Below are 24,759 nucleotides of genomic sequence, written 5' to 3' on the forward strand. Positions count from 1 at the left end.
CGGTTTGTAAAGTAAAAAAATAAATCCTCGAAAAATTCGAAGATTTATTATTCGTTCTAGAGTAAATCCCGATAAAGTCCAACTACCAAACCTAAAATTTTAACATTTGGCAAAATGATAGGCTCCATATAATCATTTTCTGGTTGGAGTCTAATATAGTCACGTTCTTTGAAAAATCTTTTACAAGTAGCTTCGTCTTCGTCAGTCATGGCAATCACAATATCACCATTACTTGCGGCAGCTTGTTTCCGAACAATAACTTGATCACCATCCAAAATGCCAGCATTAATCATACTTTCACCGCGGATCGTTAACATGAACAAAGAACCACTGTCGTTTAATAAATGAGGTGGAATGGGAAAGAAATCCGATGCTTCTTCTACTGCTAAAATTGGTTCGCCGGCTGTTACAACCCCAAGCATCGGAATTGTCTCCGGCTGAGCGCCGATTTTTTCAAGACCCAATTCGGTTAATTCAATTGCCCGTGGTTTGGTAGGATCACGTAAAATTAAGCCTTTCTTTTCTAAACGGGAAAGATGACCGTGAACAGTTGATGTGGAAGACAAAGCGACTGCTTCACCAATTTCTCGCACAGTAGGAGGATAACCTTTTTGCGAGACGCGATCGTGAATAAATTTTAAAATTTCAATTTGGCGATTTTCTGTGCGTTTAGCCATACTGCACCTTCTTTCTTTAATAATTTTAGTTTAGCATAAAGTATAAAACAAATCAAACAGATGTTCGCTTTGAGTTTGTAGTTGTCACCAGGCTTTTTTTTAGCTAAGATAAGGAAAGATATGCGTCACTCAAAGAATTTAACGTTCATAATAAAAAGGGGATTTTAAAATGCTATCAGAAGAAAAATTAGCACGAATTAATGCGCTAGCAAAAAAGAAAAAAGAAGCTGGTCTAACTGATGCAGAAACACGGGAACAAAAAAATTTACGCGAAGAGTATCTAAAAGCTTTCCGCTCCGGTATGCGGCATCATATTGAAGGCATGAAGGTTGTTGATCCTAAAGGAAACGACGTAACGCCAGATAAATTAAAACAAATTCAAAAAGAAAAAGGTTTACACAATCGAGATTGATATTTAATTGCTTTTCCGGTAATAATCCTATACAATAGGGATGTAAATAATAAAGGTAAAAAAAACCTAAAAACAGGAGGAAGCACAATTGTTTGATAAAATCGATGAATTGAGCGTTAACACCTTACGTACATTAAGTATTGAAGCGATTCAATCCGCAAATTCTGGTCACCCAGGCTTACCAATGGGGGCAGCGCCAATGGCTTACGCTCTTTGGACAAAACATTTGAAAATTAACCCAGCAACTTCTCGTAACTGGGCAGACCGTGATCGTTTTGTTTTATCTGCCGGACATGGGTCGGCTTTACTTTACAGTTTATTACATTGTGCAGGATATAACGTCACAATTGATGATTTGAAAAATTTCCGTCAATGGGATAGCAAAACACCTGGGCATCCAGAAGTAAATCATACTGATGGTGTAGAAGCAACAACTGGTCCTTTAGGTCAAGGGATTGCCATGGCAGTCGGAATGGCAATGAGCGAAGCGCATTTAGCAGCGATTTATAATCGTGATAATTTCAATGTTGTTGATCATTACACGTATGCACTTTGTGGTGATGGCGACTTAATGGAAGGTGTCTCACAAGAAGCTGCCTCTATGGCTGGTCACATGAAATTAGGCAAACTCGTTGTTTTGTATGATTCAAATGATATTTCTTTAGATGGACCAACTTCAAAAGCCTTCACAGAAAATGTTGGCAAGCGCTTTGAAGCCTATGGTTGGCAACATATTTTAGTTAAAGATGGTAATGATTTAGAAGAAATTTCAGCAGCCATAGAAAAAGCAAAAGAAAACGTGGATCAACCATCATTAATTGAAGTGAAAACAATTATTGGCTTTGGTGCACCAAATGAAGGTACGAATAAAGTTCATGGTGCCCCATTAGGAGTAGAAGGAATTGCTGCAGCTAAGAAAGCTTATGGTTGGGAATATCCAGATTTCACCGTGCCAGCACAAGCAGCGGCACGCTTTAAAGAAACGATCAACGATCGGGGACAAAAAGCTGAAGAGGCCTGGGATAAAGTTTTCACCGAATATACCCAAGCCTATCCAGAACTAGCGGCACAATTTAAAGCAGCATTTGCCGGTGAACTTCCAGCTGATTGGGATGACAAATTACCTGTCTATGAAGAAGGCACCGCTCAAGCAAGTCGTGTATCAAGTAAAGAAATGATTCAAGCCTTATCTAAAGCAGTTCCAAGTCTGTGGGGTGGTTCGGCAGACTTATCATCTTCGAATAATACGATGGTAGCTGCAGAAAAAGATTTTGAACCGGGTCAATACGAAGGACGGAATATCTGGTTTGGTGTTAGAGAATTCGCTATGGCAGCTGCTATGAACGGTATCCAATTACATGGTGGTACCCGTGTCTATGGTGGAACATTCTTTGTCTTTACGGATTATTTACGTCCGGCATTGCGTTTATCAGCGATTCAAAATGCACCTGTTGTATATGTTTTAACCCATGACTCAGTGGCTGTTGGTGAAGATGGACCAACTCATGAACCAATTGAACAATTAGCAAGTGTGCGTTGCATACCAAATGTTCAAGTTATTCGTCCGGCTGACGGAAATGAAACAAGAGCAGCTTGGAAAATTGCTATGACAACAACAAATAAACCAACTGTTTTAGTTTTAAGTCGCCAAAACTTACCTGTTTTACCTGGTACAAAAGAAAATGCAGATGAAAATGTGGCTAAAGGTGGCTATGTTGTTTCACCGCAACAAGGTGAAACACCTGAAGGTATCTTGATTGCAACTGGTTCAGAAGTTGATTTAGCTGTAAAAGCTCAAGCTGAATTGCAGAAGGCTGGGAAAGATGTTTCGGTTGTATCACTACCAAGTTTTGATTTATTTGAAGCTCAAAGTGCCGAATATAAAGAAAGTGTCTTACCTCAAGCAGTACAAAATCGTGTGGCGATTGAAGCTGCTTCTCCGTTTGGTTGGGAAAGATACACTGGTTTTGCCGGAAAAGTAGTTGCAATTAATCATTTTGGTGCTTCTGCTCCTGGTGAAAAAGTGCTTAGTGAATTTGGCTTCACTGTTGAAAATGTCGTTAATGTTTATAATTCCTTGTAATTAATCATTAAAAGACTCTTATAAATTGCTTTTTCTGTAGCAGTTGATAAAGAGTCTTTTTGTTTTTTGGTAAAATTAGGCAGATTGTCAGAAAAGACGTTAAGAAAACTTTTTAATGTTGCGTATATTAAATATTTGTTACAAAGGGGGAAACATTTGATTAGCCAAAAAATTCAAGCTATAATACATATACTTAGTTATCTTTATAATTATCTTAATTTTATATAAGTTTTTTCAGGAGGAAGAAAATGTCAGAGTATCGTACCCGTAGTGAAAGACATCAAAAAAAGCAAGTCACCTTTCAGTATAAATTTACTGGTAAAAAAGCCATGTCACTAGTTGGCGTGGGGTTAGCGTGTACTCCTGGAGTGATGGCACTTATGCCTGCTCAGAGTGCCCAGGCAGCTCAATTGGAGAATCAAGGAATTGATAATACGGCCAATTTGATTAATCAAATTGGGGCAGCAGCTTCTCAAATTGCCCAGGAGAACGATTTATATGCATCTGTTATGATTGCGCAGGCAGTACTAGAAAGTGGAAATGGTTCATCTGTTCTTGCACAGGCGCCGTATTATAATTTGTTTGGTGTAAAAGGTGCTTATAATGGCCAATCCGTAACTTTACCAACGCAAGAATATTTGAACGGCCAATGGGTAACGATGAATGAACCTTTCCGTCAGTATAATTCATATTGGGAATCTTTAGCTGATCACGCTTACGTGTTACGCAGCACAAGTTTCGCTACTGGAACAGCTCATTATGCCGGTGCTTGGAAGAGTAACACTGCAAGCTATCTAGATGCGACAGCTTATCTAACTGGACGATATGCCACTGATCCTACGTATAATCAAAAATTGAATTATCTAATTGCTGCTTATAATTTGACCCAATATGATACGCCAGATTCTGGTTATGTTCAAACAAGTTATACAACACAAACAAACACAAATACTGAATCTACTGCTGAAAACACAGCAGCAGCCTCTCAAAGTCAAACGACAGGAAATGTGTACACCGTTGTTTCTGGTGATACACTTTGGGATATTGCCGCAACGTACGGTACAACAGTAGAGCAATTGATGGCAAATAACGGTCTATCAAGTGATACTATCATGGTTGGCCAACAACTCAACGTCTAAACATAAAATAGATGATAAATTTTGACTATTTCTTCAATCTTTACAAAAATCATTTTCGTAATGAATTTTTGAATTCTGATTGTAGGAATAGTTTTTTTTAAGACAAATTATTCGCACAATGGTGATAATTTCGCTATTATACTAATAAGTACAGCTGTTTTTTCAGCTAATACAAGGAGGAAGTAGCATGAATGAAATTTATCAATCTGTTTTGGATTTAATTGGTCAGACTCCCATTGTGAAACTGAATCATTTGGTTTCGAGTGATGATGCTGAATTGTATGTAAAATTAGAATTTTTCAATCCAGGTAGTAGCGTGAAAGATCGTATTGCCCAAAGTATGATCGAAAAGGCTGAAGCACAAGGAAATTTAAAACCTGGCGGGACAATTATTGAACCCACTTCTGGAAATACTGGGATTGGTTTAGCGATGGTTGGTGCCGCAAAAGGCTATAATGTCATTTTAGTTATGCCGGATACCATGAGCGTTGAAAGACGCAAATTAATGCAAGCTTATGGTGCAAAATTAATTTTGACACCGGGTTCAGAAGGAATTACGGGTTCTATCAAGCGAGCTGAAAAAGAAGCAAAAGAAAACGGCTACTTTTTACCATTGCAATTTGAAAATCCTGCCAATCCAGAAATTCATGAAAAAACAACCGGTAAAGAAATTGTTGATGCGTTTGGCGTTGGTGGTTTAGATGCATTCGTTGCTGGTATTGGTACTGGTGGTACGATTACTGGAGCAGGACATGAATTGCGCCGCGTTTATCCAGAAATTAAAATTTACGGCGTTGAGCCAGCAGAATCAGCTGTGTTAGAGGGTGGCAAACCAGGTCCGCACAAAATTCAAGGGATTGGTACTGGCTTTGTTCCGGATACTTTAGATACAAAAGTATATGATGAAGCAGTGGCTGTTTCAAGTGATGATGCAATTGCAACAGCGCGTAAAATGGGAACAGAAGAAGGGATTTTAGTAGGAATTTCCTCAGGTGCTGCGATTAAAGCTGCTGTTGATGTTGCTAAAAAACTTGGCAAGGGCAAAAAGGTTCTAGCAATCGTACCAGATAATGGGGAACGTTATTTATCGACAGTTCTTTATCAATTTGACGAAGAATGATCTTTTGAAAACTTGGCTTAAAAAAACTCTCGTGCAAATTCGAGGGTTTTTTATTAGCCAAAATTGGCGGTTTAAGTCTGTCAAATTAGGTTTATATTGAATTATTGCATCATTTAGTTTTCTTTGGTTTGAGATTTTAAACAGACACTTTTCTTTTTAGTCTTCTCATAGTATTATTACACTATAATAATACAAAGAGGAGGGGATTAAATGGAAGAGCGTCTTAGCGTCACCGAAGCAATCGAAAAGTTAAAAAAGGATAATATCCGCGTGACACCGCAACGACAAGCCATTTTAGATTATTTAATTGGTCATAGATCCCATCCAACTGCCGATGAAATTTATCATGCGCTATCCCCAGCGTTTCCTAGCATGAGCGTTGCAACAGTCTACAATAATTTACGCTTATTTACTGAAATTGGGTTTGTTCAAGAAATGAAATATGGTGATGCCTCCAGTCGTTTTGATTTTGCGGCAAAACCACATTATCATGCAATTTGTACGAACTGCGGGAAAGTAGTTGATTTCTTTTATCCATCATTGGAAGATGTCGAAATTGCTGCAAGTCAATTAACTGGTTTTGAAATTAATGATCATCGTTTGGAAGTATACGGCTTATGTCCAGACTGCCAAAAAAAGGAGAACGAAAAATGAAAAATGTAACAACTAATTTGGCACCACAAGCAATAGGACCTTATGTGCAAGGCAAAATTGTAAATGGCTTTTTATTTGCTTCAGGTCAAATCCCACTAGATCCAAATACAGGAGAGATGGTCGGAACAACGATTGAAGAGCAAACAGTTCAAGTGTTTAAAAATATTCAGGGCTTACTAAAAAGTTGTGATTTAACAATGGATGATGTTGTTAAAACGACTTGCTTTTTAAAAGACATCAATGATTTTGCGGCGTTTAATACAATTTACGCAACTTATTTCAATGATTCTTTTCCTGCTCGTTCAGCACTACAAGTGGCAGCTTTACCAAAAGATGCCATGGTCGAAATTGAAATTATTGCAGTTGTGAAATAGTACTTTTAAACGACTTTTATTAATTTAAGTCAGTCCAACAGAATCTGTTTGGATTGGCTTTTTTTTCGCCGTGAGATAAAAAATACGTTATACTGATATAGAGAAATGAGGGATACCATGTTAGCTTTAGAAGATTATTTTGCTGCTGGACAAACAGTTATTTCCAATTTGATATTAGATCACTACCATCAATTAGGGATGAATAGTGATGAATTGATTTTTTGGTTGCAATTATATCGTCATCATGAACAAGGAGACAACTTTCCTGATTTAAATCAAATTGCAACTGAGATGGGATTGGCGCAACAAAAAGTCTTTGAACTTTTAAATCAATTAGTTCTAAAACAAGTCATTAAAATTGAAACAGTAGTAGTGGATAATAAGCAACAAGATCACTATTTATTTACTCCAATCTTTGAGAAAATTGCGCAATTATTAGCACAAAATAAAAAAAATACTATCCAAGAAGGGCAGCAACAAGAAATCGCGCAAATGTTTCAGCATTTTCAACAAGAATTTGGCCGCCCTTTGTCGTCATTTGAATACGAAAGAATTGCACAATGGCTTGAAGAAGATAAATACAGTCCAGAAATTATTATTTTAGCCTTAAAAGAAGCGGTGTTAAACAATGCCCGCAGTTTACAATATATTGAAAGTATCTTGTCAAGTTGGAAGAGCAAAAATATTCAGTCAGGCCAAGATGTGGCAAAAGAGAAACAACACTATCAAAAGCAAAAAACAAAGCCGGCTGACAATGATAACAGAGAACTTTCACCTTATTCTTTAGAAAATTGGTTGAAAGGAGAATAATGAGATGTTAAATGTTGAGAAAACTCGTTATGCTTTAAAAGTCATGGGAGAGATGTTTCCAAACGCCCATGGTGAACTGATTTACAATACACCTTTTCAACTTTTAATTGCGGTTATCTTAAGTGCTCAAGCGACAGATGTCTCAGTTAATAAAGCAACACCGGCTTTATTTGCTGATTTTGGTACGGCTGATAAATTAGCAGAGGCTTCGTTAGAGGATATTATTGCAAAAATTAAGACGATTGGTTTATATCGTACCAAGGCAAAAAATATAAAGGCCTGTGCTCGTATTATTGCGACAGAGTATGGGGGGACTGTACCCAATGATCGCAAAATTTTAGAATCTTTACCAGGGGTCGGGCGAAAAACAGCAAATGTGGTCTTGGCAGAGGCCTATGGCGTACCTGCTATTGCAGTTGATACACATGTGGAACGGGTCTCAAAACGCCTGCGAATTTGTAAGTTAAATGCCACCGTTGTTGAAGTTGAAAAAACATTAATGAGAAAGTTGCCCAAAGACGAATGGATTAAAGATCATCATCGCATGATTTTCTTTGGCCGCTATCACTGCTTAGCGCGTAATCCTAAATGTGAAATTTGTCCCTTGTTGCCAATTTGTCAAGATGGTAAAGAACGAATGAAAAAGCAACTTTAAAAAACCGCTCAGAAATGACGAATCATTTCTGAGCGGTTTTTATTTTTAAATATTTCCTTAGCCACCTGATGAACTCGTAGCAGGTGGTGTTGTGCTACTTTCTGGCGTCTCTGAAGAGGCAGGGGGTGTTGAACTACTTTCAGGAGGTGTTGATGGATCTGGTGTTGGTGTGACACTACTGCTTTCAGGTGGTGCGCTAGAAGCAGTAGATTCTTCTGTACTTGAACTTGATTCTGAATTTGTTTCAGCTGTTGTACTTGAACTTGGCACGGTTTGGCTTTGTGAATAGGAAGGTTGTGTTTCAAGCGATTGTTCATATTTATCTCGCCAATATAATTCACTACCTACACGGATTAAGTCATCTGGGATTTTCCAATCGTTATTTTCGCCGTTTTGTGCAACATATTGCATTAATTCCCGATAAACATCTGAGGCAATCATATTTGATTCCGATGTAATGGGGGTCAAATGTTTTTCATAACCCGTCCAAACAGAAATGGCATACTGGCGATTATAGCCGACAAACGTAACATCTGGTGAAATACCGTCTGTAATACCAATTTTTTCTAAATCTTCATCCGAATAATTGGATGTTCCTGTTTTACCAGCTTGAATTAGCCCATCGATCATTGCATTAGTACCGGTGCCTTGTGTAATCACATCTTTTAATATATCCGTAATCATATAAGCAGTACCAACAGACATCGCTTTTTTTCCTTCTGGTTTAAATTCATCAGAAGAGCCATCTTGATAAACAATTTTATTAACATATTGTGGTTTATAATAGGTTCCACCGTTGGCAAAAGCTGCATAAGCAGCTGCCATTTTAAGCGAAGAGACACCATATTTTGAGCCGTCTTGGGCTGTATTACTTGAAATCGCATTGGATTGAACTAAATCTTTGTATGAAATTCCAAGACCATTCAAGAATTTTGTAACATTGTCTTTGCCAACTTCGTTAAATAATTTAACAGCAGGGACGTTTCGGGACTCGTAAAGGGCTGTGCGCAAAGAGATATTTCCCATGTATTGTTTGTCCCAGTTGTTAACGCTGATATTTGTACCTTCATATTTGTATGGAGCATCATCAATGCGTTTTGCTGTCGATAAATTTAGGTTTTCAAAAGCAGGACCATAATCGGTGATTGGTTTAACGGTTGACCCAAAGTCACGAGCCGTGCTGACGGCTTGATTGTTACCAAAAACAACATTATCTGGCACGTTACGCGCACCAATTTGGGCTAAAACTTTTCCGGTATTGACGTCTACCATCGTTGTTGCCACTTGCAATTTTTCATCGGGATAATTCACGTATTTATTTGTATTCACGATTTCGTACAAGCGCTTTTGTGCATTTAAATCTAAATTAGTATGAATCTCTAGACCGTCTGTATAGACGTCTTTTCCCGTAGTATTTTTAACTTCCTCAATGACTTCTTTAACATAGTTATCAACGAGCTGTAGATTTTCACTTGATTTTTCTAAATCTTTCAATCCGTCTTTAATCGGTTTTTTTATTGCTGCTTGATATTCATTTTCGGTGATTTTGTTGTTTTCTTTCATTGTATACAGCACAGTATCTCGGCGTTCTTTTGCCGCTTCTGGATGTTGGTAAGGATCATAGGCATTCGGAGCTTGCGGCATGCCAGCTAGTAGTGCTGTTTGAGCTAAGTCGAGATCTTTTAAGTCTTTCCCATAATAAGTGTCTGCGGCAGTTTCCATACCATATAAACCATTTGCCATATAAACTTTATTAATATAGTAAGTTAGAATTTCTTGCTTAGATTTTTTTTGTTCCAATTGTAGTGCCAACCAAGCTTCTTGTGCTTTTCTTTTCAACGTTTGATCTGATTTTTTTGTGGAAAAATAAGAAAGCTTAATCAATTGTTGTGTTAACGTACTACCACCTTGTAATCCACCCTTAGTTACGTTGGATAAGGCAGAGCCGACAATCCGAATAGGGTCAACCCCGATATGTTTATAAAAACGACGGTCTTCGACAGAAACTACAGCATCTTCTAACAATTGGGGAACATCTTGTGCTGAAATCTTTTTGCGGTTTTCAGAACCTAAATCCGCAACGATATCATTATTACTTGCGTATATTACTGAAGAAACAGAGGCATCTAATTTACTATCCTCAATTTTAGGCGCATCTTTAGCATAAAACCAAAAAAGTCCCATTCCTGAAAGTAGGCCGATACAGCCAACGATAAAAAAGCCAATCAAACATTTTAAAATAATTGATCCAACAGAGTTTTTTGATTTCTTTTTCATCTTTTTTGGTTTCTTTTGTGGCGTGTTGCTGCCATTGTGGCGGGACGCCCGTGATGGTGTGTCATTTCCCATTTTTATTTGACTCCTTTAAAACAAATTTTTCTACTGCCTCAAGATACGGAATTCGCGGGGCAATTTTAGGTGTAATTTCGATTCCAATTTTTTCAATCACATCAAGAGGAATCGACTTTTTGCCATTTTTTTGTTGTGTCCACAGTGAAATCAAATTTTTACTGTCTAAAAAAAAGCAACGGTGTAAGGAAGAAAACCAAAGTAAAACAAAACAAATGCCTCCTTGTGCTAAACAAGCTTCCATATGCCGTATTTGATGGTCATGGAAGTTTTTAAAAGGAAACGATGCCTTGTTTTTTGTTTCTTTAGCTTCAAAATCAAGGTAAAAACCGCGATAAACTCCATTATAGTCAGTAGTAGAAGCCTCTTTAAAGTAAGCTTCTTTAATAACTGCTGCACTGCGTTTTGGATAATCTACGTTAACGATTTGAATCGGGGTGGGCTTTTTATGCACCACTGCTTGATTATGCGTTAAATAATAAAGATTACTTTCATTAATTGCTTCTTCAAAGCGCATGCCGCGATTGCTAAAACTAGCTGTTTCTTGAGTTTTAACCTTTGTTTGTTTATGCTTAGCAGGTAGCGCAGCTTGATAAATTTGACCGTTGGGGTACTTTAAAACCATATTCGTCACACTCCTACCGGTGTATTATACCAAAAAGCCAAAAGGAAAGAAAAGGTATCGTTATGGAAACTATAAAAACATTATTATTAACAGGTTACAGGAGTTATGAATTAGGGGTTTTTCAAGATAAGGACCCTAAAATTGCAATTATTAAGAAAGCCATAAAAAATAATTTGTTGCCTTATGTGGACGATGGATTAGAGTGGGTGATTGTTAGTGGCAACCTTGGGGTGGAAATGTGGGCAGCTGAGACGGTTAGCGAATTAAAAGCAACTTATCCCGATTTACATTTAGGTGTTTTATTTCCTTTTGAAGAATTTGGTGAACAGTGGAATGAAGGCAATAAAGAAAAGTTACTTCGTTTAAAAAAAGAAGCGGACTACGTAGAGTCTGTCAGTCATAAACCTTATCAAAATCCGCAACAATTACAAAATCATACAAATTTTTTATTACAGCACTCAGATGGTGTTCTTGCTGTTTTTGATCCTGAATTTCCAGGAAAGCCGAAATATTTACTAGATAGTGCCACAAAACTAGCGGAAAATAACGAATATCTCATTCATCTCATTACGATGGATGATTTACAAAATACCTTCTATGAATGATTTTTGTTGCTTTCTAGCTTATTTTTGATAGAATGTTTTAAGAGAGTTTCTAAAAATAAATGAGGTGTATGAATTAATGGCGAATTTAAACTATAGTCCAAAAGACATTTTGCAACAAGAATTCAAAACAAAAATGCGTGGTTATGATCCCGTTGAAGTCGATGAATTTTTAGACAACGTCATCAAAGACTATGAAGCATATAACAAAGAAATTTTAGCGTTACAAGAAGAAAACGATCGCTTACAGGCTAAACTAAGCCAACAAGCTGCCAATCCAACACCGGCACCAAGCCGTGTGCAAACAGAAGCGCCAAAAAGTCAAACAGTTACAAACTTTGACATTTTGAAACGCCTTTCCAACTTGGAAAAAGAAGTTTTTGGTAAAAAATTAGATCAAGATACAACAGCAGACCGCTCAGAAGTCACAACACGTGTATCTCAATCTTTAAATGGTAATTATACCAACGATGAAAATAGTGATGATAACGAACGGACACGTCGTTTCTAACATTTTAATGAAGTCTGTGATTTTCGGGTAATCGCGGTCTAGCAATAGGCTGAGGAAAGTCCATGCTCGCACAAGCTGTGATGCTTGTAGTGTTCGTGCCTGGCGAAACCATAAGCCAGGGTGCTATTTTAGTAACGGCAGGAAAAATTCCTAAGGCGCAAGCTACGGATAAGTATCCTTGAAAGTGCCACAGTGACGAAGCGTCAAGGGAAACTTTGACGGTGGAACGCGGTAAACCCCTCGAGCGAGCAACCCAAACAATGGTAGGGGCACTTCTTTGACGGAATCAAACGAATACAAGAAGGTATCTTTATGATGCAGATAGATGATTACCCCGCAATTTTTGACCCTGAAAAAATTGCGGACAGAACATGGCTTATAGAAAATCACAGGATTCAGGGCTTATTTTGAAACTAAATTAAAGCTGGACAGTAAGTTCAGCTTTTTTTCTTTGCAATCATTTGCATTCGAGTGATAGTCGTGTTTCAATACATTTAAGAACAATTTATGCCTGCGGGTAAAGGAGAATATATGAAAGAACAAACGTTTAATTTAGTGGCAACTTGTGCCAGTGGCTTAGAAGCTTTAGTAGGAAAAGAATTACGAGATTTAGGAATTGAATGCCAAGTGGAAAATGGTCGTGCGCGTTTTAAAGGAAATTTAACCACAATCGCGACTGCAAACTTGTGGCTAAGAACTGCAGACAGAATTAAAATTGTTGTGGGTGAATTTGATGCCTATACTTTTGATGAACTATTTGAAAAAGTCAAGGCATTGTCATGGGAAGATTTACTACCACTGGATGCAGAGTTTCCGGTTAGTGGAAAGTCAATTAAATCAAAACTTTATAGTGTTCCTGATTGCCAAGCAATCACAAAAAAAGCAATTGTCGAGCGTTTGCGCTCCTATTATCATCGCCCTACAACTGTCCCATTAGCAGAAACTGGTGCATTATTTCCTGTAGAAGTCGCACTTTTAAAAGACCATGTTATGGTGACATTAGATACGACTGGTCCAAGTTTATTTAAACGAGGTTATCGTTTAGAAAAAGGTGGCGCGCCCTTAAAAGAAAATTTAGCAGCAGCATTGGTACTATTAACCAATTGGCGTAAAGATCGTCCTTTTGTTGATCCCGTTTGTGGTTCTGGTACAATTTGTATCGAAGCAGCTTTAATTGGTCATAATATTGCGCCGGGCTTTAATCGCGAATTTTTATGTGAAACATGGGATTGGGCTGACGCAGCGATTTTTGAAAAAGTTCGCACAGATGCTGATAATGCGGCAGATTATGATATTGAACTGGATATCAGCGGGTATGATATTAACGGTAAAATGATCGAAATAGCAAAAGCAAATGCCGAAGAAATCGGCTTAGGAGATACGATTACATTTAAGCAACAAGCGGTAAAAGATTTTACTACAGATAAAGAGTATGGTGTGATTGTAGCAAACCCACCTTATGGCGAACGTTTGGGTGAAACAGAAACTGTTCAAAGACTATACAAAGAAATGGGAACTGTTTTACGTCCATTAAAAACTTGGAGTAAATATATTTTGACAAGTGATCTACAATTTGAATCATTTTATGGTGCCAAAGCAACAAAAAAACGCAAACTATATAACGGAGCTTTACGAACAGACTTATTTCAATACTGGGGAACACGCCCACCAAGAACAAAGGAGAAAGCAGAATGAAAGAAAAAGAATTTCTAGATGAATTAGCCGAAATCACACTATTAAATCAAACTCTAGCTTTACTAGACTGGGATAGTCAAACTGGTATGCCTGAGACTGCTGCGACCGAGCGAGGAGCAGCTAGTGGTTATCTAAGCGGATTAGCTTTTGAAAAGCAAACTGGTCCTAAAATTAAAGCGGCACTTGATTATTTTAATGACCATCAAGCTGAACTTTCCGAAGTTGGCAAAACTGTCTTTCAAGTAGCAAAAAAAGATTATGACGAAATTCATGCAATTCCCAAAGAGTTAATGGTCGAACGCAGTCGCTTATATAGTCAAGCCCATACTGCTTGGGTTAAAGCTAGGAAATCACAAAATTTTGCTGATTTCAAACCAGCACTAGAAGAAAATATCCGCATAACAAAAGAGTTGATTCCTTATTATAAAAAAGATGAAGCAACAGATTATGATGTTTTATTAAATCTATTTGAACCAGGCATGACTACTGCGGTCTTGGATGAGGTTTTTACTGAACTAAGAGATGGATTGGTAAAAATTAGACAACTGATTGCACAAGAAGGCATAGAACCTGATACAAGCTTTAAAGACAGAATTATGACTAAAGAACAACAAAAAGTTTTTGTGGAAAACTTAGTGTCACAACTAGGCTTTGATTTTAATCGCGGACGCCTTGATGATACGGTCCATCCTTTTGCCACACGACTTGCTCGTAATGATGTCCGCATTACAACCCGTTGGAACGAGCAGGACTTTTCAATGGGAATTTTTGGTGTAATACACGAAGCTGGACATGGTATTTATGAACAGAATATGGCTGAAAAATACAATATGACACCAGTTTATGATGCACCATCGATGGGAATTCATGAATCTCAGTCATTGTTTTATGAAATTATTTTAGGTAGTAAGCGTAGTTTTTGGCAAAAGCAATATCCGATATTTCAAGCTGCGGCTGAAGGTACTTTCGACGATATTGATTTTGAAACATTCTATCGTTCGTTAAAAGCTACCGCAGCAAGTCTGATTCGCATTGAAGCTGATAGTTTAACCTATCCGTTACACATTATTATTCGTTATGAATTAGAAAAAGCGCTATTTAATGGTGACTTAACGGCAGCTGAGTTGCCAAAAGCTTGGAATGATAAATATGAAGAATATCTCGGAATTCGACCAGACAATGATTTAGTTGGTGTTTTACAAGATGTCCATTGGTCTGGCGGGATGTTTGGTTATTTTCCATCTTATGCCTTGGGGTATATGTATGCGGCACAGTTACTACACGCAATGGAAAAAGAACTAGCGGTGGATGACTTATTAACCGGTGGCGATTATGCTCCGATTAAAGCTTGGTTGACAGAACATATTCACCAATTTGGAAGAAGTAAAACACCTAGTGAATTAATCAAAGCAGCAACAAAAGAAACCTTAAATCCTCAGTATCTGCTGGATTATTTGTCAGAACTTTATCAAACTGTTTATCAAATCAAAGCATAAATATTGTTTTTTACTAAATGTATGGAAAGTATAAATAATGCCAAGCGAGTTCGCTTGGCATTATTTGGGGAAGTGGCTAGAATTGTCTGCATCAATTACCAGTTAGTGATTGAGGGGGAGATCTTCTAAAACTGTCTTGCAACAAGTGACCACTCTATTATTATTGTAAACGCTTTTTGAAGATTGTGAAAATTCGAATTTGCATATTAACTTGTATATTAAGGAGAAAAAATGGATAAGATACCAGAAATCATCGCATATGCTAAAAAAAAGTTGCAAGAAGATTTGACTGGCCATGGTTTTGATCATGCCAGCCGCGTGGCGACATTGGCTACTCAGATTGCAAAAAAAGAAGCTGTGCAATTAGACGAAGAGGTTTTAATTGCTGCGGCTTATTTACATGATACAATCGACGATAAAGTTGTTCCGGATGTAGCAATTGCTCTCACAAAATTACAAAGTTTTTTGAAGGAAATTAATTTTAGCGCACAACAGCAGGCAGAAATTATTTTTATTATCACAAATATGTCTTTTTCAAAAGAATTGGAAGCAAAAGCAAATTTATCTATTGCTGGACAAATCGTTCAAGATGCTGATCGGCTCGAGGCACTTGGGGCAATGGGGATTTTAAGAACGGCTTATTTTGGTGGTAGCCACCAACATCCGTTACACGATCCAATGATAAAACCCATCAATTTCACCGATAAAAAAGAATACCGAAAAGGCACTACCGTCATCAATCATTTCTATGAAAAACTGTTGTTACTACCAGATAAAATGAATACCAAAACAGCCTATACAGAAGCTGTGCGGCGGCAAAAATTCATGGAAGCTTTTTTGTCAGAATTTTATCAAGAATGGGAGCCGGAAAACGCGGAGTTCTTTTAATCTGATTTTTTGAACAGAAGGCTTAATAGACAATAAACATGATTACATGAAAAGCTGACGTAAAGATGCCACTAAAGAAAAATAAAGTCTTAAGCGCAATATTTGTACGGTTGTGCCTTTTGTCACAACACTTATTATTTTATTTTAGTTAGAATATCTCCTATAATCAAGTTAAGGGGGGATGGAGATGTTCTACCAACAAGCTATGGAACCAGCTGAGCTTTTAAATACATTAACTGCCAACAATGAATGCTTTTTTGTTATCGAAGCACATTTGACTAATAAGCTATATCATGTAGCAGTCTATAAGTATGATAAAGAATACTTTTTACTCTTAGACCCTCGTTTATTTCAACAAATTTTGAAAACTAAAGCTGCGTCACACGGAGATGAAGATGAGGTATTGCCATACATCGAAGAGGCTTTAGAAGATAATCTCTATCAGTTAGTAGCTGAAGATTATGTAAAATTAGATCTTTATACACTGACTGCTTTGGCAAAAAAAAATACCGTCAGTATTCGCTTTTACGAATTTTATTAGGAGTGATTGAAAATGAAAAAAACGGAGTATTTAACTTTTAAAGATAAAGGTTTTATTACCCTTTTACAAAATTTGGGTGACGATTATTCTGCAGTGGAATTAATTGATGAACAAAATGATGTCGATGTGGTGGTTTTATCCCAAGCAGATTATGATTATCTGGTCAGTCAATTAGACGAAGAAGAGCGTAGCCAATATGTTGAAGACAACGATGAATCAGAGTTTTTAGAAGATTAATTAAAAAAAGAAAAACCCAAACGTACCAAGCCAGGTTATTGTGTTTCAGATAATCTGCACTACGCGTTTGGGCGTTTTTGTTTTGTGTTTTTATCAGAATGCTTTATGATTTAAGTTGTGGTTTAATGCGCTTGTAAGCACGAAAAATATTAATGCCAACTAAAATAATCCCGATAATTAAAGGGATATATAATAACCAAAATGGATAGTTTAAAGCTAAGTTTTTACTTGCTTTTACTAAATCATCTTGTTCTTTTATGGCGTATTGCAACACTTGGTAGCTAAAAGCCACCATAAAGCCCGCTATAATAAACAATACAAACCCCAGATAGGGGATTTTACTTTTTTTACGCAGTAGCAAGATTAGGCCATATAAAACAATTAGTGCAATAGGAACACCCAATGCAAAATACTCGTTTAACATAATTGCACCTCCTGTAATTATCATACGCCAAAGTATTTTTTTTGGGAAATATTTTAAGACTTAGCTTAAGCAAAGAAAGGATCTTTTATGTCTGCTTATATTGAACCACTTAAAACAGCTCTTTTGATTTTCCCGTTTTTAGCCTTATTTATCTCATCTTTTTTCTTTATTTATGAGTATCGTAAATTTGGTCGCTTTATTTTTAGTCGTGCCCTTATTATGTATTCTTTTGTCTTTTATTTGTTATGTGCCTATTTTTTAGTCATTTTGCCATTACCACCAATTTCGGAGGTGGCGCATTACACGGGGCCTCACTATGAATTGCATTTAGGTGCTTCATTGCATAACTTTTTAACTCAAACCGTTTTGAGACTAAATGATCCAAGTACGTATTTGCCCGCCATGAAACAAGGCGTTTTTTTAGAACCTGTATTTAACGTATTTTTACTGTTGCCATTTGGCGTTTATCTACGCTATTTCTTCGGTTTTTCTTTGAAGAAAACGATATTGGCTAGCTTTTTATTGTCATTATTCTTTGAAGTTACACAATTAACCGGGCTGTATTTTATTTATCCCAGAAATTATCGTTTGGCTGATGTGAACGACCTTTTACACAACACCATTGGTGGTACGCTTGGTTATTTGGTTGAACCTTTATTTACTTTATTATTGCCATCACGAGAAGAGTTAGCCGAAACAGCCTATGAAAAAGGGCGAGATGTGACTCTTTTCCGACGCTTTGCCGCCTTTTTCTTAGATTGGTTTTTCATTTATTTCTTTACCTTTGTGCTTACTGTTGCTTTACGCTTTTTTACACAAGATTATGCAATTGATTTTAGTGATACCCCAGCATGGTATTTTGTCACCATTTTACTTTATTTTATCCTTTTAAACTATGGGCTAAATGGTCAAACACTGGGGAAAAAAATTGTTAGAATTCGCGTGGTTGAAAACGAGCATCGCCATATCACCTTAAAAGCGTTAGTAAAGCGTTATGGATTGTTGTATTTAATTTATGGCGGTATTGGACAACTCGGTACCTTATTTGCGCCTTTGGTGAAAAGCAACAACCACTTTTTAGTCGGAATTGCTTCTATGGTTACAATCGGCGCAGCTGTCATTCAAGGATTGTTTGTTATTAACGTTATCTGGTCAGTGATTCGTAAGAAAAGACAATTGTTTTATGAAAAAAGAAGTGGGACTTACGTAATAAGTACAATTTTGCCAAAAGAAATCTGACGCAGTGTGCCATTTATGCTATAATCCCTAAGAACATTATGAAAAGAAGGTGGAAATATGCAATTTACGGATTTTCAATTTAAGCCCTTTATATACGAAGCTCTTAAAGAAAAGAAGTTTGAAAAACCAACGGAAGTGCAAGAACGCTTGATTCCTGTCATTAAACAAAAAAGAAGCGTTGTCGGGCAATCGCAAACAGGTACGGGGAAGACCCATACTTTTTTACTGCCATTGCTTGATGCAGTTGATCCAACTAATGAAAGTGCTCAAGTTGTCATTACAGCACCAAGTCGAGAATTGGCCAATCAGATTTATGCGGCTGCCAAACAAATCGCAGCTTTTTCTGATCCTGTAATTCGTGTGAGCAATTTTGTGGGCGGAACAGATAAACAACGGCAAATTGACAAATTAAAACATCAACAACCTCATGTAGTCATCGGAACACCAGGCCGATTGTTGGATATGATTAATGAACAAGCCTTATTTATCCATAAAGCTTTTGCTTTTGTAGTCGATGAAGCAGATATGACATTAGACATGGGTTTTTTGCAGGAAGTTGATCAAATTGCGAGCCGATTACCAGAAAAAGTTCAAATATTAGTTTTTTCAGCAACCATTCCCGAAAAATTACGTCCATTTTTAAAAAAATACTTGGAAAATCCAGTAATTGAAGAGATTCAACCCAAAGCAGTCATAGCTGATTCGATTGATAATTGGTTAATCGCTACCAAGGGCAAAGATAAAAATCGGTTAATTTATCAGTTATTGACGATTGGGCATCCTTATATGGCCTTAGTGTTTGCCAATACCAAACAACGCGTAGATGAAATTAGTGATTATCTCAAAGAACAAGGATTAAAAGTTGCCAAAGTCCATGGTGATATCACACCCCGCGAACGCAAACGCATCATGCGTAGCATCCAAAATATGGATTTTCAATACGTTGTTGCAACAGACTTAGCAGCTCGAGGAATTGATATCGAGGGCGTTTCCCATGTTATTAATGCAGAGATTCCTAATGATTTAGAGTTCTTTATTCACCGTGTTGGACGAACTGGCCGTAATAATTTGGCTGGTACGGCGATTACTTTATACGGTCCGCAAGATGAGGAAAAAGTAGCCGCAATTGAAAAAATCGGTGTGACCTTTAAACCAAAAGAAATCAAAAATGGCGAAATTGTCACAGGTTATGATCGCAACCGTCGGAAAAAACGGGAACAGACCAAAAAAGATGAGTTAGATCCGACGCTGATTGGTTTGGTTAAAAAGAAAAAGAAAAAAATCAAACCAGGTTACAAGAAAAAAATTCAATGGGCAGTCGACAAAGATAAAAAGCAAAAACGTAAAGTCGAAAAACGCCAGCAACTGCGTACAGCACGAAAACACAAGAAAAAATCAAGTCAATAGTTAAAAAAGTCATGATGCTTTAGCATCATGACTTTTTGTTGTTTTCCATTAGCAAAAAGCGAATGAAAAAAATTTTACACTACTGCCAGAAATGTTGTTTTCATTGCCAGCTAATATAAGGCCAGCTTATCAAATCAGTCAAACCGTCAAAAAGTATTTTCTTTTATTCTTTGGGATAAGCTTACAGCTTTTTTGCCATTTTCTGACACAAAATACCATCTTCTAAGAAAACATCACTGATAATTTGATAATTCAACTTTTGATAGAAATAAATAGCTGTAACTTCGGCAGTCAGTTGCGAAAAGATATAGCCATCTTTTTTAGCTTGCTTTTCATAGGCTGTTAATAATTTGCGACCTAAGCCACGGTTGCGATAAGCTTTTAAAACACAAAAACGATCCGGTTGAATCGTCTTTTGATCCCAGGCCTGATAGCGAACGCTAGCCACGGGGATTTCGTCTTTAAAAAGAACAAAGTACTTTCTTTTTTTGTCATCCAAAGAGTCAAATTCCCATTCTGGCTTGATTTTTTGTTCTAAAACAAAAACGTGATAGCGAACATAAAAGGCTGCTGCTTGTAAACTGCTTTGGCAGCCAAAAGAAATTTTATCCATAATGTACTCCAATCATGATATACTAAATTTTAGTAGGTTAAAAAAAGAATAACATGAAAAGTCATTGTTTAAAGGGGAATTTCGATGAATTTATTTGAAATGTTACGTTGGAATAATTGGAAGAATTTGACAGATGAAGCGAAGATTCAAGCGTTCCAGCAAGTCTTAATGTATTTTGTCAGTCCATTAAAAGAAATCACCAATCTTGAATTATTGACTTATCAATTAGATGGCGTAAAATGCCGCACGTTTGAATTGGAAATCGATGGCGAAGCTTTTGTTTTTGTGCCCGGACAAAAAGAAGCAATTTTAGGCTGGGATTTGGGTGTAAAAGGACTAGCAACTAACGCTTGGTCAATTACGAACACACATCCCTTAACAAAAAACGATAAACAAATTGTTGCAGAATATCACTTGGGAGATTTGGATAGTTGGGATTTATATGTCAATTTGCATACCTCTCCCTTACGAAAAAAAGATATTCCCCCCATGTTGATACAAAAGCATGCACTACCGGCAGGAACGCACTATTTAGGCATGTTAGATACTATTACGGGGGAATTTACTGGGAATGTGGCAAAATTTAGTCCTTTTGAAGCGGAGGTTAAAGCACAGCTTACGCCGCCGCAAACTTTTGAAGAAAGCTTAAATTACTCATTGCCATACCATATTTTATCACCAAATGCTTTTTACTTAGAAATTGCAGATGGTACTGATAGTTATTATGTCTTTGAGCATTTTGAATGCACCCAAACAAGTTTAATTCATACGATTCAAAATGAAGGCTTTGATTTATTAAGTGAAGATCAGTGGGAATTTATGGTAGGCGCAGGAACACGTAAACTATTTCGCTGGGGAAATGCTGCTGATGTTGACGAAAGTTACTGGGGCAGACAAGTGAAAAGCTTAAAACAAGGTCCCAATATGTTTGGTGTAGTTATTAACGGTGGAGCCAATCGCTATGAACTAACTTGTGATGCTGTCTTGAAAATGGAACATAGTCAAAAAAGCGGGATTCCTTTATTAGAATTGCTGCCAGAAGCAACTTATTACCGTGCCAATAGACGTCTAAAAGCAGATGAAAAATTAACACCACAAGATTTTTTATATCGTAAAGTAATCTCAATTGAATTAGATTAAATCGTTGACAAGTATAGGTTTGTCTTCTATACTTTGTAAGGAAAAAGGATATAACCGAACAGTTTCTTTGTTACAGAAAGCTTTTGTTTGCTGAGAAAAAAGCACAAACCTGTTTGCAGTTGCTCCCTTTTTTTTAATTCAGTAGCAATACTGACGCAACTCCGCGTTATAGAGCTTAAGAGGTAATGAATGACATCATTGCAAACAAGGTGGTACCGCGGTTTTCGTCCTTGTCTTGCAGTGGTGTCTTATTTTTTTTGAAAGTAGGAGAAATGATGAAAGAATTATCCAGCGGCCAAGTCCGCCAAATGTTCTTGGACTTTTTCAAGTCAAAAGGACACAGTGTTGAACCAAGTGCATCTTTAGTACCAGTGAATGATCCCACCCTTTTGTGGATCAATTCTGGAGTTGCCACTTTAAAAAAATATTTTGATGGCTCTGTGGTTCCAGAAAATCCCCGGATTACAAATGCACAAAAATCAATTCGAACCAACGACATTGAAAATGTAGGGAAAACAGCTCGCCACCATACAATGTTTGAAATGTTAGGAAATTTTTCAATTGGTGACTATTTTAAAACAGAAGCTATTCATTGGGCTTGGGAATTTTTAACTGATGAAAAATGGATGGCTTTTGATCCAGAAAAATTATATGTTACGGTTTATCCAAAAGACACAGAAGCCAAGCGTATTTGGCATGAAGAAGTCGGATTACCTCTTGATCATATTGTGGAAATTGAAGACAATTTTTGGGATATTGGTGCGGGCCCCAGCGGTCCAGATACTGAAATTTTTTACGATCGTGGCGAAGAATTCAACGATTTAGCAGCAGATGATCCTGAAAACTATCCTGGCGGGGAAAATGAACGTTACTTGGAAATTTGGAATTTAGTATTTTCTGAGTTTAATCACAAACCAGACGATACTTACGAACCATTACCGCATAAAAACATTGATACGGGGATGGGGCTAGAACGAATGGTTTCCATCGTTCAAAATGCACCAACCAACTTTGAAACAGATTTATTTATGCCAATTATTAAAGAAGTAGAAGTTTTAAGTGGCAAATTCCAATATGGCGATGCACCACAAACTGATATTTCCTTTAAAGTCATTGCTGACCATATTCGGGCTTTGGCGTTTGCCATTGGCGACGGGGCGTTACCTTCTAATGAAGGTCGTGGTTATGTATTGCGGCGTTTATTACGTCGGGCTGTTATGCACGGCAAAAAACTAGGAATCGATGAAGCCTTTTTGTATAAATTAGTTGTCGTTGTCGGTAAGATTATGGACAGTTATTATCCAGAAATTCTACAACAACAAGAATTTATTGAAAAAGTAATCCGAACAGAAGAAGAGCGTTTCCATGAAACAATCAACGAAGGCTTGGAAATTTTGACCCAAGTCATTGAAAAAGTTAAAGCTGAGAAAAAAGATACCTTAAGCGGACAAGATATCTTCAAATTGTATGATACGTATGGTTTCCCAGTTGAATTAACGGAAGAAGTCGCAGAAGATGAAGGCTTAAAAGTTGATCACGCTGGGTTTGAAGCAGAAATGCAAGCCCAAAGAGAACGGGCCCGTGCAGCTCGCAGTACGGACGTGTCAATGGGAGTTCAATCTGCTTTACTAACTGAAATTAAAGTAGAAAGTGAATTTGTGGGTTATGATAACTATGAAGCTGAAAGTGAATTGCTCGTTTTAATTCAAGACGAAGCGATTGTTAGTGCTGCAAATAGTGGTGAAGCACAATTGATTTTTGCCAAAACACCGTTTTACGCAGAAATGGGGGGACAAGTTGCCGATACTGGTATCATTTGTGATGTAACAGGAAATATCGTCGCTGAAGTTCACGATGTGAAAAAAGCGCCAAATGGTCAATTTTTACACACGGTAACGCTGCAAGCACCCGTATCAGAAGGCACGACTTACTTCTTACAAATTAATGTTGCTCGTCGTAATCGTATTATTAAAAACCATACAGCGACGCATTTATTACACAAAGCATTAAAAGAAGTATTGGGCAATCATGCAAATCAAGCTGGCTCACTAGTGGCCCCAGGACACTTACGTTTTGACTTTACGCACTTTGGTCAAGTGACAACAGAAGAATTAAGCCAAATGGAAGCAATTGTCAACCAAAAAATTTGGGATGCACTACCCGTTGTTACAATTGAAACAGATATTGATACAGCCAAAGGTATGGGAGCAATGGCGTTATTTGGTGAAAAATACGGTCACGATGTCCGCGTTGTAAATGTTGCCGACTGGTCCATTGAGCTTTGTGGGGGCACGCATGTAGCCAATACAGAAGATATTGGTATTTTCAAAATTGTTTCTGAGTCAGGAATTGGTGCCGGTGTCCGCCGAATTGAAGCTGTAACCAGCAAAGAAGCCTATGAATTACTTGATAGTGAAGAAACACAACTAAAAGAAATCGCCACAATTGTGAAATCACCACAATTAAAAGAAGTTGTTGCCAAAACTGTACAACTACAACAACAACTAAAAGATTTACAAAAAGAAAATGAACAATTGGCAAGTAAATTAGCCAATCAACAAGCTGGCGATATTTTCAAAAACGTTGAAACTATAAATGGTATTAGTTTTATCGCCGCTGAAGTGAAGGTTAAAGATATGAATCAATTGCGTCAATTAGCTGACCAATGGAAGCAAAAAGCTACTTCTGATGTGTTAGTGTTGGCCAATGCTAGCGGTGAAAAAGTAAACTTGTTAGCGGCAATGAGTAATGAAGCAATCGCACGCGGCTTAAAAGCTGGAGATTTAATTAAAGTGATTGCACCACTCGTTGGCGGTGGTGGCGGTGGACGTCCTGACATGGCTCAAGCCGGAGGTAAAAATCCTGCTGGCATTAGCGCTGCCCTAGCAAAAGTAGCCGATTTCTTACAACAAGCATAATAAAAATACACGAATAGCTAGATTGTAATCGTGATAAAAGATGATGACCCGAACAATAAATGTATCACTCTTTAATTTTAGAGAGTTGCGCCTTTTAAAGGCCAAGTACATATTGCGTTCGGGTTATTATTTATGTCGTTTTTAAGCCGA

The 24,759-nt window shown here is 37.3% G+C and carries 24 protein-coding genes and 1 other RNA gene; 20 read left to right on the plus strand and 5 right to left on the minus strand.

What is annotated here, in order from left to right; translation table 11 throughout:
- Positions 1 to 56: 56 nt before the first annotated feature.
- Positions 57 to 677 carry a transcriptional repressor LexA gene (gene lexA / locus K4422_RS09410; RefSeq protein WP_206902775.1) on the minus strand — a complete coding sequence of 207 codons (621 nt, stop codon included), beginning with the start codon at positions 675 to 677 and terminating at the stop codon, positions 57 to 59.
- A gap of 169 nt (positions 678 to 846) precedes the next feature.
- Here lexA and K4422_RS09415 point away from each other — a divergent pair, with 169 nt between their 5' ends.
- From K4422_RS09415 to nth, 8 genes are all read left to right on the plus strand, one after another.
- Positions 847 to 1,089, plus strand: a complete 243-nt coding sequence (locus K4422_RS09415; protein WP_206902776.1) for a DUF896 family protein — start codon at positions 847 to 849, stop codon at positions 1,087 to 1,089.
- Between the two features lie 88 nt (positions 1,090 to 1,177).
- On the plus strand, positions 1,178 to 3,172 hold the full coding sequence (gene tkt, locus K4422_RS09420; RefSeq protein WP_230710823.1) for a transketolase: 1,995 nt from the start codon (positions 1,178 to 1,180) through the stop codon (positions 3,170 to 3,172).
- A gap of 248 nt (positions 3,173 to 3,420) precedes the next feature.
- Positions 3,421 to 4,311, plus strand: a complete 891-nt coding sequence (locus K4422_RS09425; protein ID WP_230710825.1) for a glucosaminidase domain-containing protein — start codon at positions 3,421 to 3,423, stop codon at positions 4,309 to 4,311.
- A 187-nt stretch (positions 4,312 to 4,498) separates the two neighbouring features.
- Complete coding sequence (gene cysK / locus K4422_RS09430; protein WP_230710828.1) at positions 4,499 to 5,431, plus strand: cysteine synthase A; 933 nt, start codon at positions 4,499 to 4,501, stop codon at positions 5,429 to 5,431.
- 210 nt (positions 5,432 to 5,641) lie between these two features.
- A complete protein-coding gene (locus tag K4422_RS09435; RefSeq protein ID WP_206902780.1) occupies positions 5,642 to 6,085 on the plus strand; it encodes a Fur family transcriptional regulator in 444 nt (147 codons plus the stop codon).
- Positions 6,082 to 6,459 carry a RidA family protein gene (locus tag K4422_RS09440; protein ID WP_230710830.1) on the plus strand — a complete coding sequence of 126 codons (378 nt, stop codon included), beginning with the start codon at positions 6,082 to 6,084 and terminating at the stop codon, positions 6,457 to 6,459. Before K4422_RS09435 ends, K4422_RS09440 begins: the two co-directional genes overlap by 4 nt.
- A gap of 117 nt (positions 6,460 to 6,576) precedes the next feature.
- A complete protein-coding gene (locus K4422_RS09445; protein ID WP_230710833.1) occupies positions 6,577 to 7,269 on the plus strand; it encodes a DnaD domain-containing protein in 693 nt (230 codons plus the stop codon).
- Between the two features lie 4 nt (positions 7,270 to 7,273).
- On the plus strand, positions 7,274 to 7,924 hold the full coding sequence (nth, locus tag K4422_RS09450) for an endonuclease III (protein ID WP_230710835.1): 651 nt from the start codon (positions 7,274 to 7,276) through the stop codon (positions 7,922 to 7,924).
- A 57-nt stretch (positions 7,925 to 7,981) separates the two neighbouring features.
- Here the strand turns inward: nth and K4422_RS09455 are convergent, their stop codons facing one another.
- Positions 7,982 to 10,273: a PBP1A family penicillin-binding protein gene (locus tag K4422_RS09455; RefSeq protein WP_230710837.1), complete on the minus strand. Its 2,292-nt coding sequence runs from the start codon at positions 10,271 to 10,273 to the stop codon at positions 7,982 to 7,984.
- Positions 10,263 to 10,898, minus strand: coding sequence for a Holliday junction resolvase RecU (recU, locus tag K4422_RS09460; protein WP_206902785.1), 636 nt, complete (start codon positions 10,896 to 10,898; stop codon positions 10,263 to 10,265). Before recU ends, K4422_RS09455 begins: the two co-directional genes overlap by 11 nt.
- A gap of 62 nt (positions 10,899 to 10,960) precedes the next feature.
- On the opposite strand from recU, the gene K4422_RS09465 reads away from it, so the two are divergent.
- The 8 genes from K4422_RS09465 to K4422_RS09500 all read left to right on the plus strand — a co-directional run bounded on the left by K4422_RS09465 (position 10,961) and on the right by K4422_RS09500 (position 16,868).
- Positions 10,961 to 11,503, plus strand: a complete 543-nt coding sequence (locus K4422_RS09465; RefSeq protein ID WP_206902786.1) for a DUF1273 domain-containing protein — start codon at positions 10,961 to 10,963, stop codon at positions 11,501 to 11,503.
- Positions 11,504 to 11,579: 76 nt separating this feature from the next.
- Positions 11,580 to 12,011, plus strand: a complete 432-nt coding sequence (gene gpsB, locus K4422_RS09470; protein ID WP_206902787.1) for a cell division regulator GpsB — start codon at positions 11,580 to 11,582, stop codon at positions 12,009 to 12,011.
- 19 nt (positions 12,012 to 12,030) lie between these two features.
- Positions 12,031 to 12,395, plus strand: an RNA gene (gene rnpB / locus K4422_RS09475) — RNase P RNA component class B.
- Positions 12,396 to 12,542: 147 nt separating this feature from the next.
- Entirely contained in the window at positions 12,543 to 13,706 is a 1,164-nt protein-coding gene (locus tag K4422_RS09480) for a THUMP domain-containing class I SAM-dependent RNA methyltransferase (RefSeq protein ID WP_230710839.1), read from the plus strand.
- Positions 13,703 to 15,202, plus strand: coding sequence for a carboxypeptidase M32 (locus tag K4422_RS09485; RefSeq protein WP_230710841.1), 1,500 nt, complete (start codon positions 13,703 to 13,705; stop codon positions 15,200 to 15,202). Before K4422_RS09480 ends, K4422_RS09485 begins: the two co-directional genes overlap by 4 nt.
- Before the next feature lie 231 nt (positions 15,203 to 15,433).
- Positions 15,434 to 16,090 (plus strand): HD domain-containing protein, encoded by a 657-nt coding sequence (locus K4422_RS09490; RefSeq protein ID WP_230710843.1) that lies wholly within the window; start codon positions 15,434 to 15,436, stop codon positions 16,088 to 16,090.
- 187 nt (positions 16,091 to 16,277) lie between these two features.
- Positions 16,278 to 16,631 (plus strand): hypothetical protein, encoded by a 354-nt coding sequence (locus tag K4422_RS09495; RefSeq protein ID WP_230710845.1) that lies wholly within the window; start codon positions 16,278 to 16,280, stop codon positions 16,629 to 16,631.
- A 12-nt stretch (positions 16,632 to 16,643) separates the two neighbouring features.
- Positions 16,644 to 16,868: a hypothetical protein gene (locus K4422_RS09500; RefSeq protein WP_206902791.1), complete on the plus strand. Its 225-nt coding sequence runs from the start codon at positions 16,644 to 16,646 to the stop codon at positions 16,866 to 16,868.
- Positions 16,869 to 16,971: 103 nt separating this feature from the next.
- On the opposite strand, the gene K4422_RS09505 is transcribed toward K4422_RS09500, so the two are convergent.
- Positions 16,972 to 17,292, minus strand: coding sequence for a hypothetical protein (locus K4422_RS09505; RefSeq protein WP_206902792.1), 321 nt, complete (start codon positions 17,290 to 17,292; stop codon positions 16,972 to 16,974).
- A gap of 87 nt (positions 17,293 to 17,379) precedes the next feature.
- Between K4422_RS09505 and K4422_RS09510 the strand changes: the two genes are divergently transcribed.
- Together K4422_RS09510 and K4422_RS09515 are read left to right on the plus strand one after the other, a co-directional pair.
- Positions 17,380 to 18,531 carry a VanZ family protein gene (locus K4422_RS09510; protein WP_230710847.1) on the plus strand — a complete coding sequence of 384 codons (1,152 nt, stop codon included), beginning with the start codon at positions 17,380 to 17,382 and terminating at the stop codon, positions 18,529 to 18,531.
- Between the two features lie 57 nt (positions 18,532 to 18,588).
- Positions 18,589 to 19,938, plus strand: a complete 1,350-nt coding sequence (locus K4422_RS09515; protein ID WP_206902794.1) for a DEAD/DEAH box helicase — start codon at positions 18,589 to 18,591, stop codon at positions 19,936 to 19,938.
- Between the two features lie 181 nt (positions 19,939 to 20,119).
- Here K4422_RS09515 and K4422_RS09520 read toward each other — a convergent pair whose 3' ends face one another.
- Complete coding sequence (locus K4422_RS09520; protein ID WP_230710849.1) at positions 20,120 to 20,551, minus strand: GNAT family N-acetyltransferase; 432 nt, start codon at positions 20,549 to 20,551, stop codon at positions 20,120 to 20,122.
- Between the two features lie 84 nt (positions 20,552 to 20,635).
- Here K4422_RS09520 and K4422_RS09525 point away from each other — a divergent pair, with 84 nt between their 5' ends.
- Complete coding sequence (locus K4422_RS09525; RefSeq protein WP_230710857.1) at positions 20,636 to 21,691, plus strand: DUF7278 family profilin-like fold-containing protein; 1,056 nt, start codon at positions 20,636 to 20,638, stop codon at positions 21,689 to 21,691.
- 275 nt (positions 21,692 to 21,966) lie between these two features.
- Positions 21,967 to 24,609: an alanine--tRNA ligase gene (gene alaS, locus K4422_RS09530; RefSeq protein ID WP_230710859.1), complete on the plus strand. Its 2,643-nt coding sequence runs from the start codon at positions 21,967 to 21,969 to the stop codon at positions 24,607 to 24,609.
- The last annotated feature ends 150 nt before the right edge of the window (positions 24,610 to 24,759 follow it).

It is taken from the genome of Enterococcus sp. SMC-9, from assembly GCF_021011285.1.
Lineage (GTDB): Bacteria > Bacillota > Bacilli > Lactobacillales > Enterococcaceae > Enterococcus_C > Enterococcus_C montenegrensis.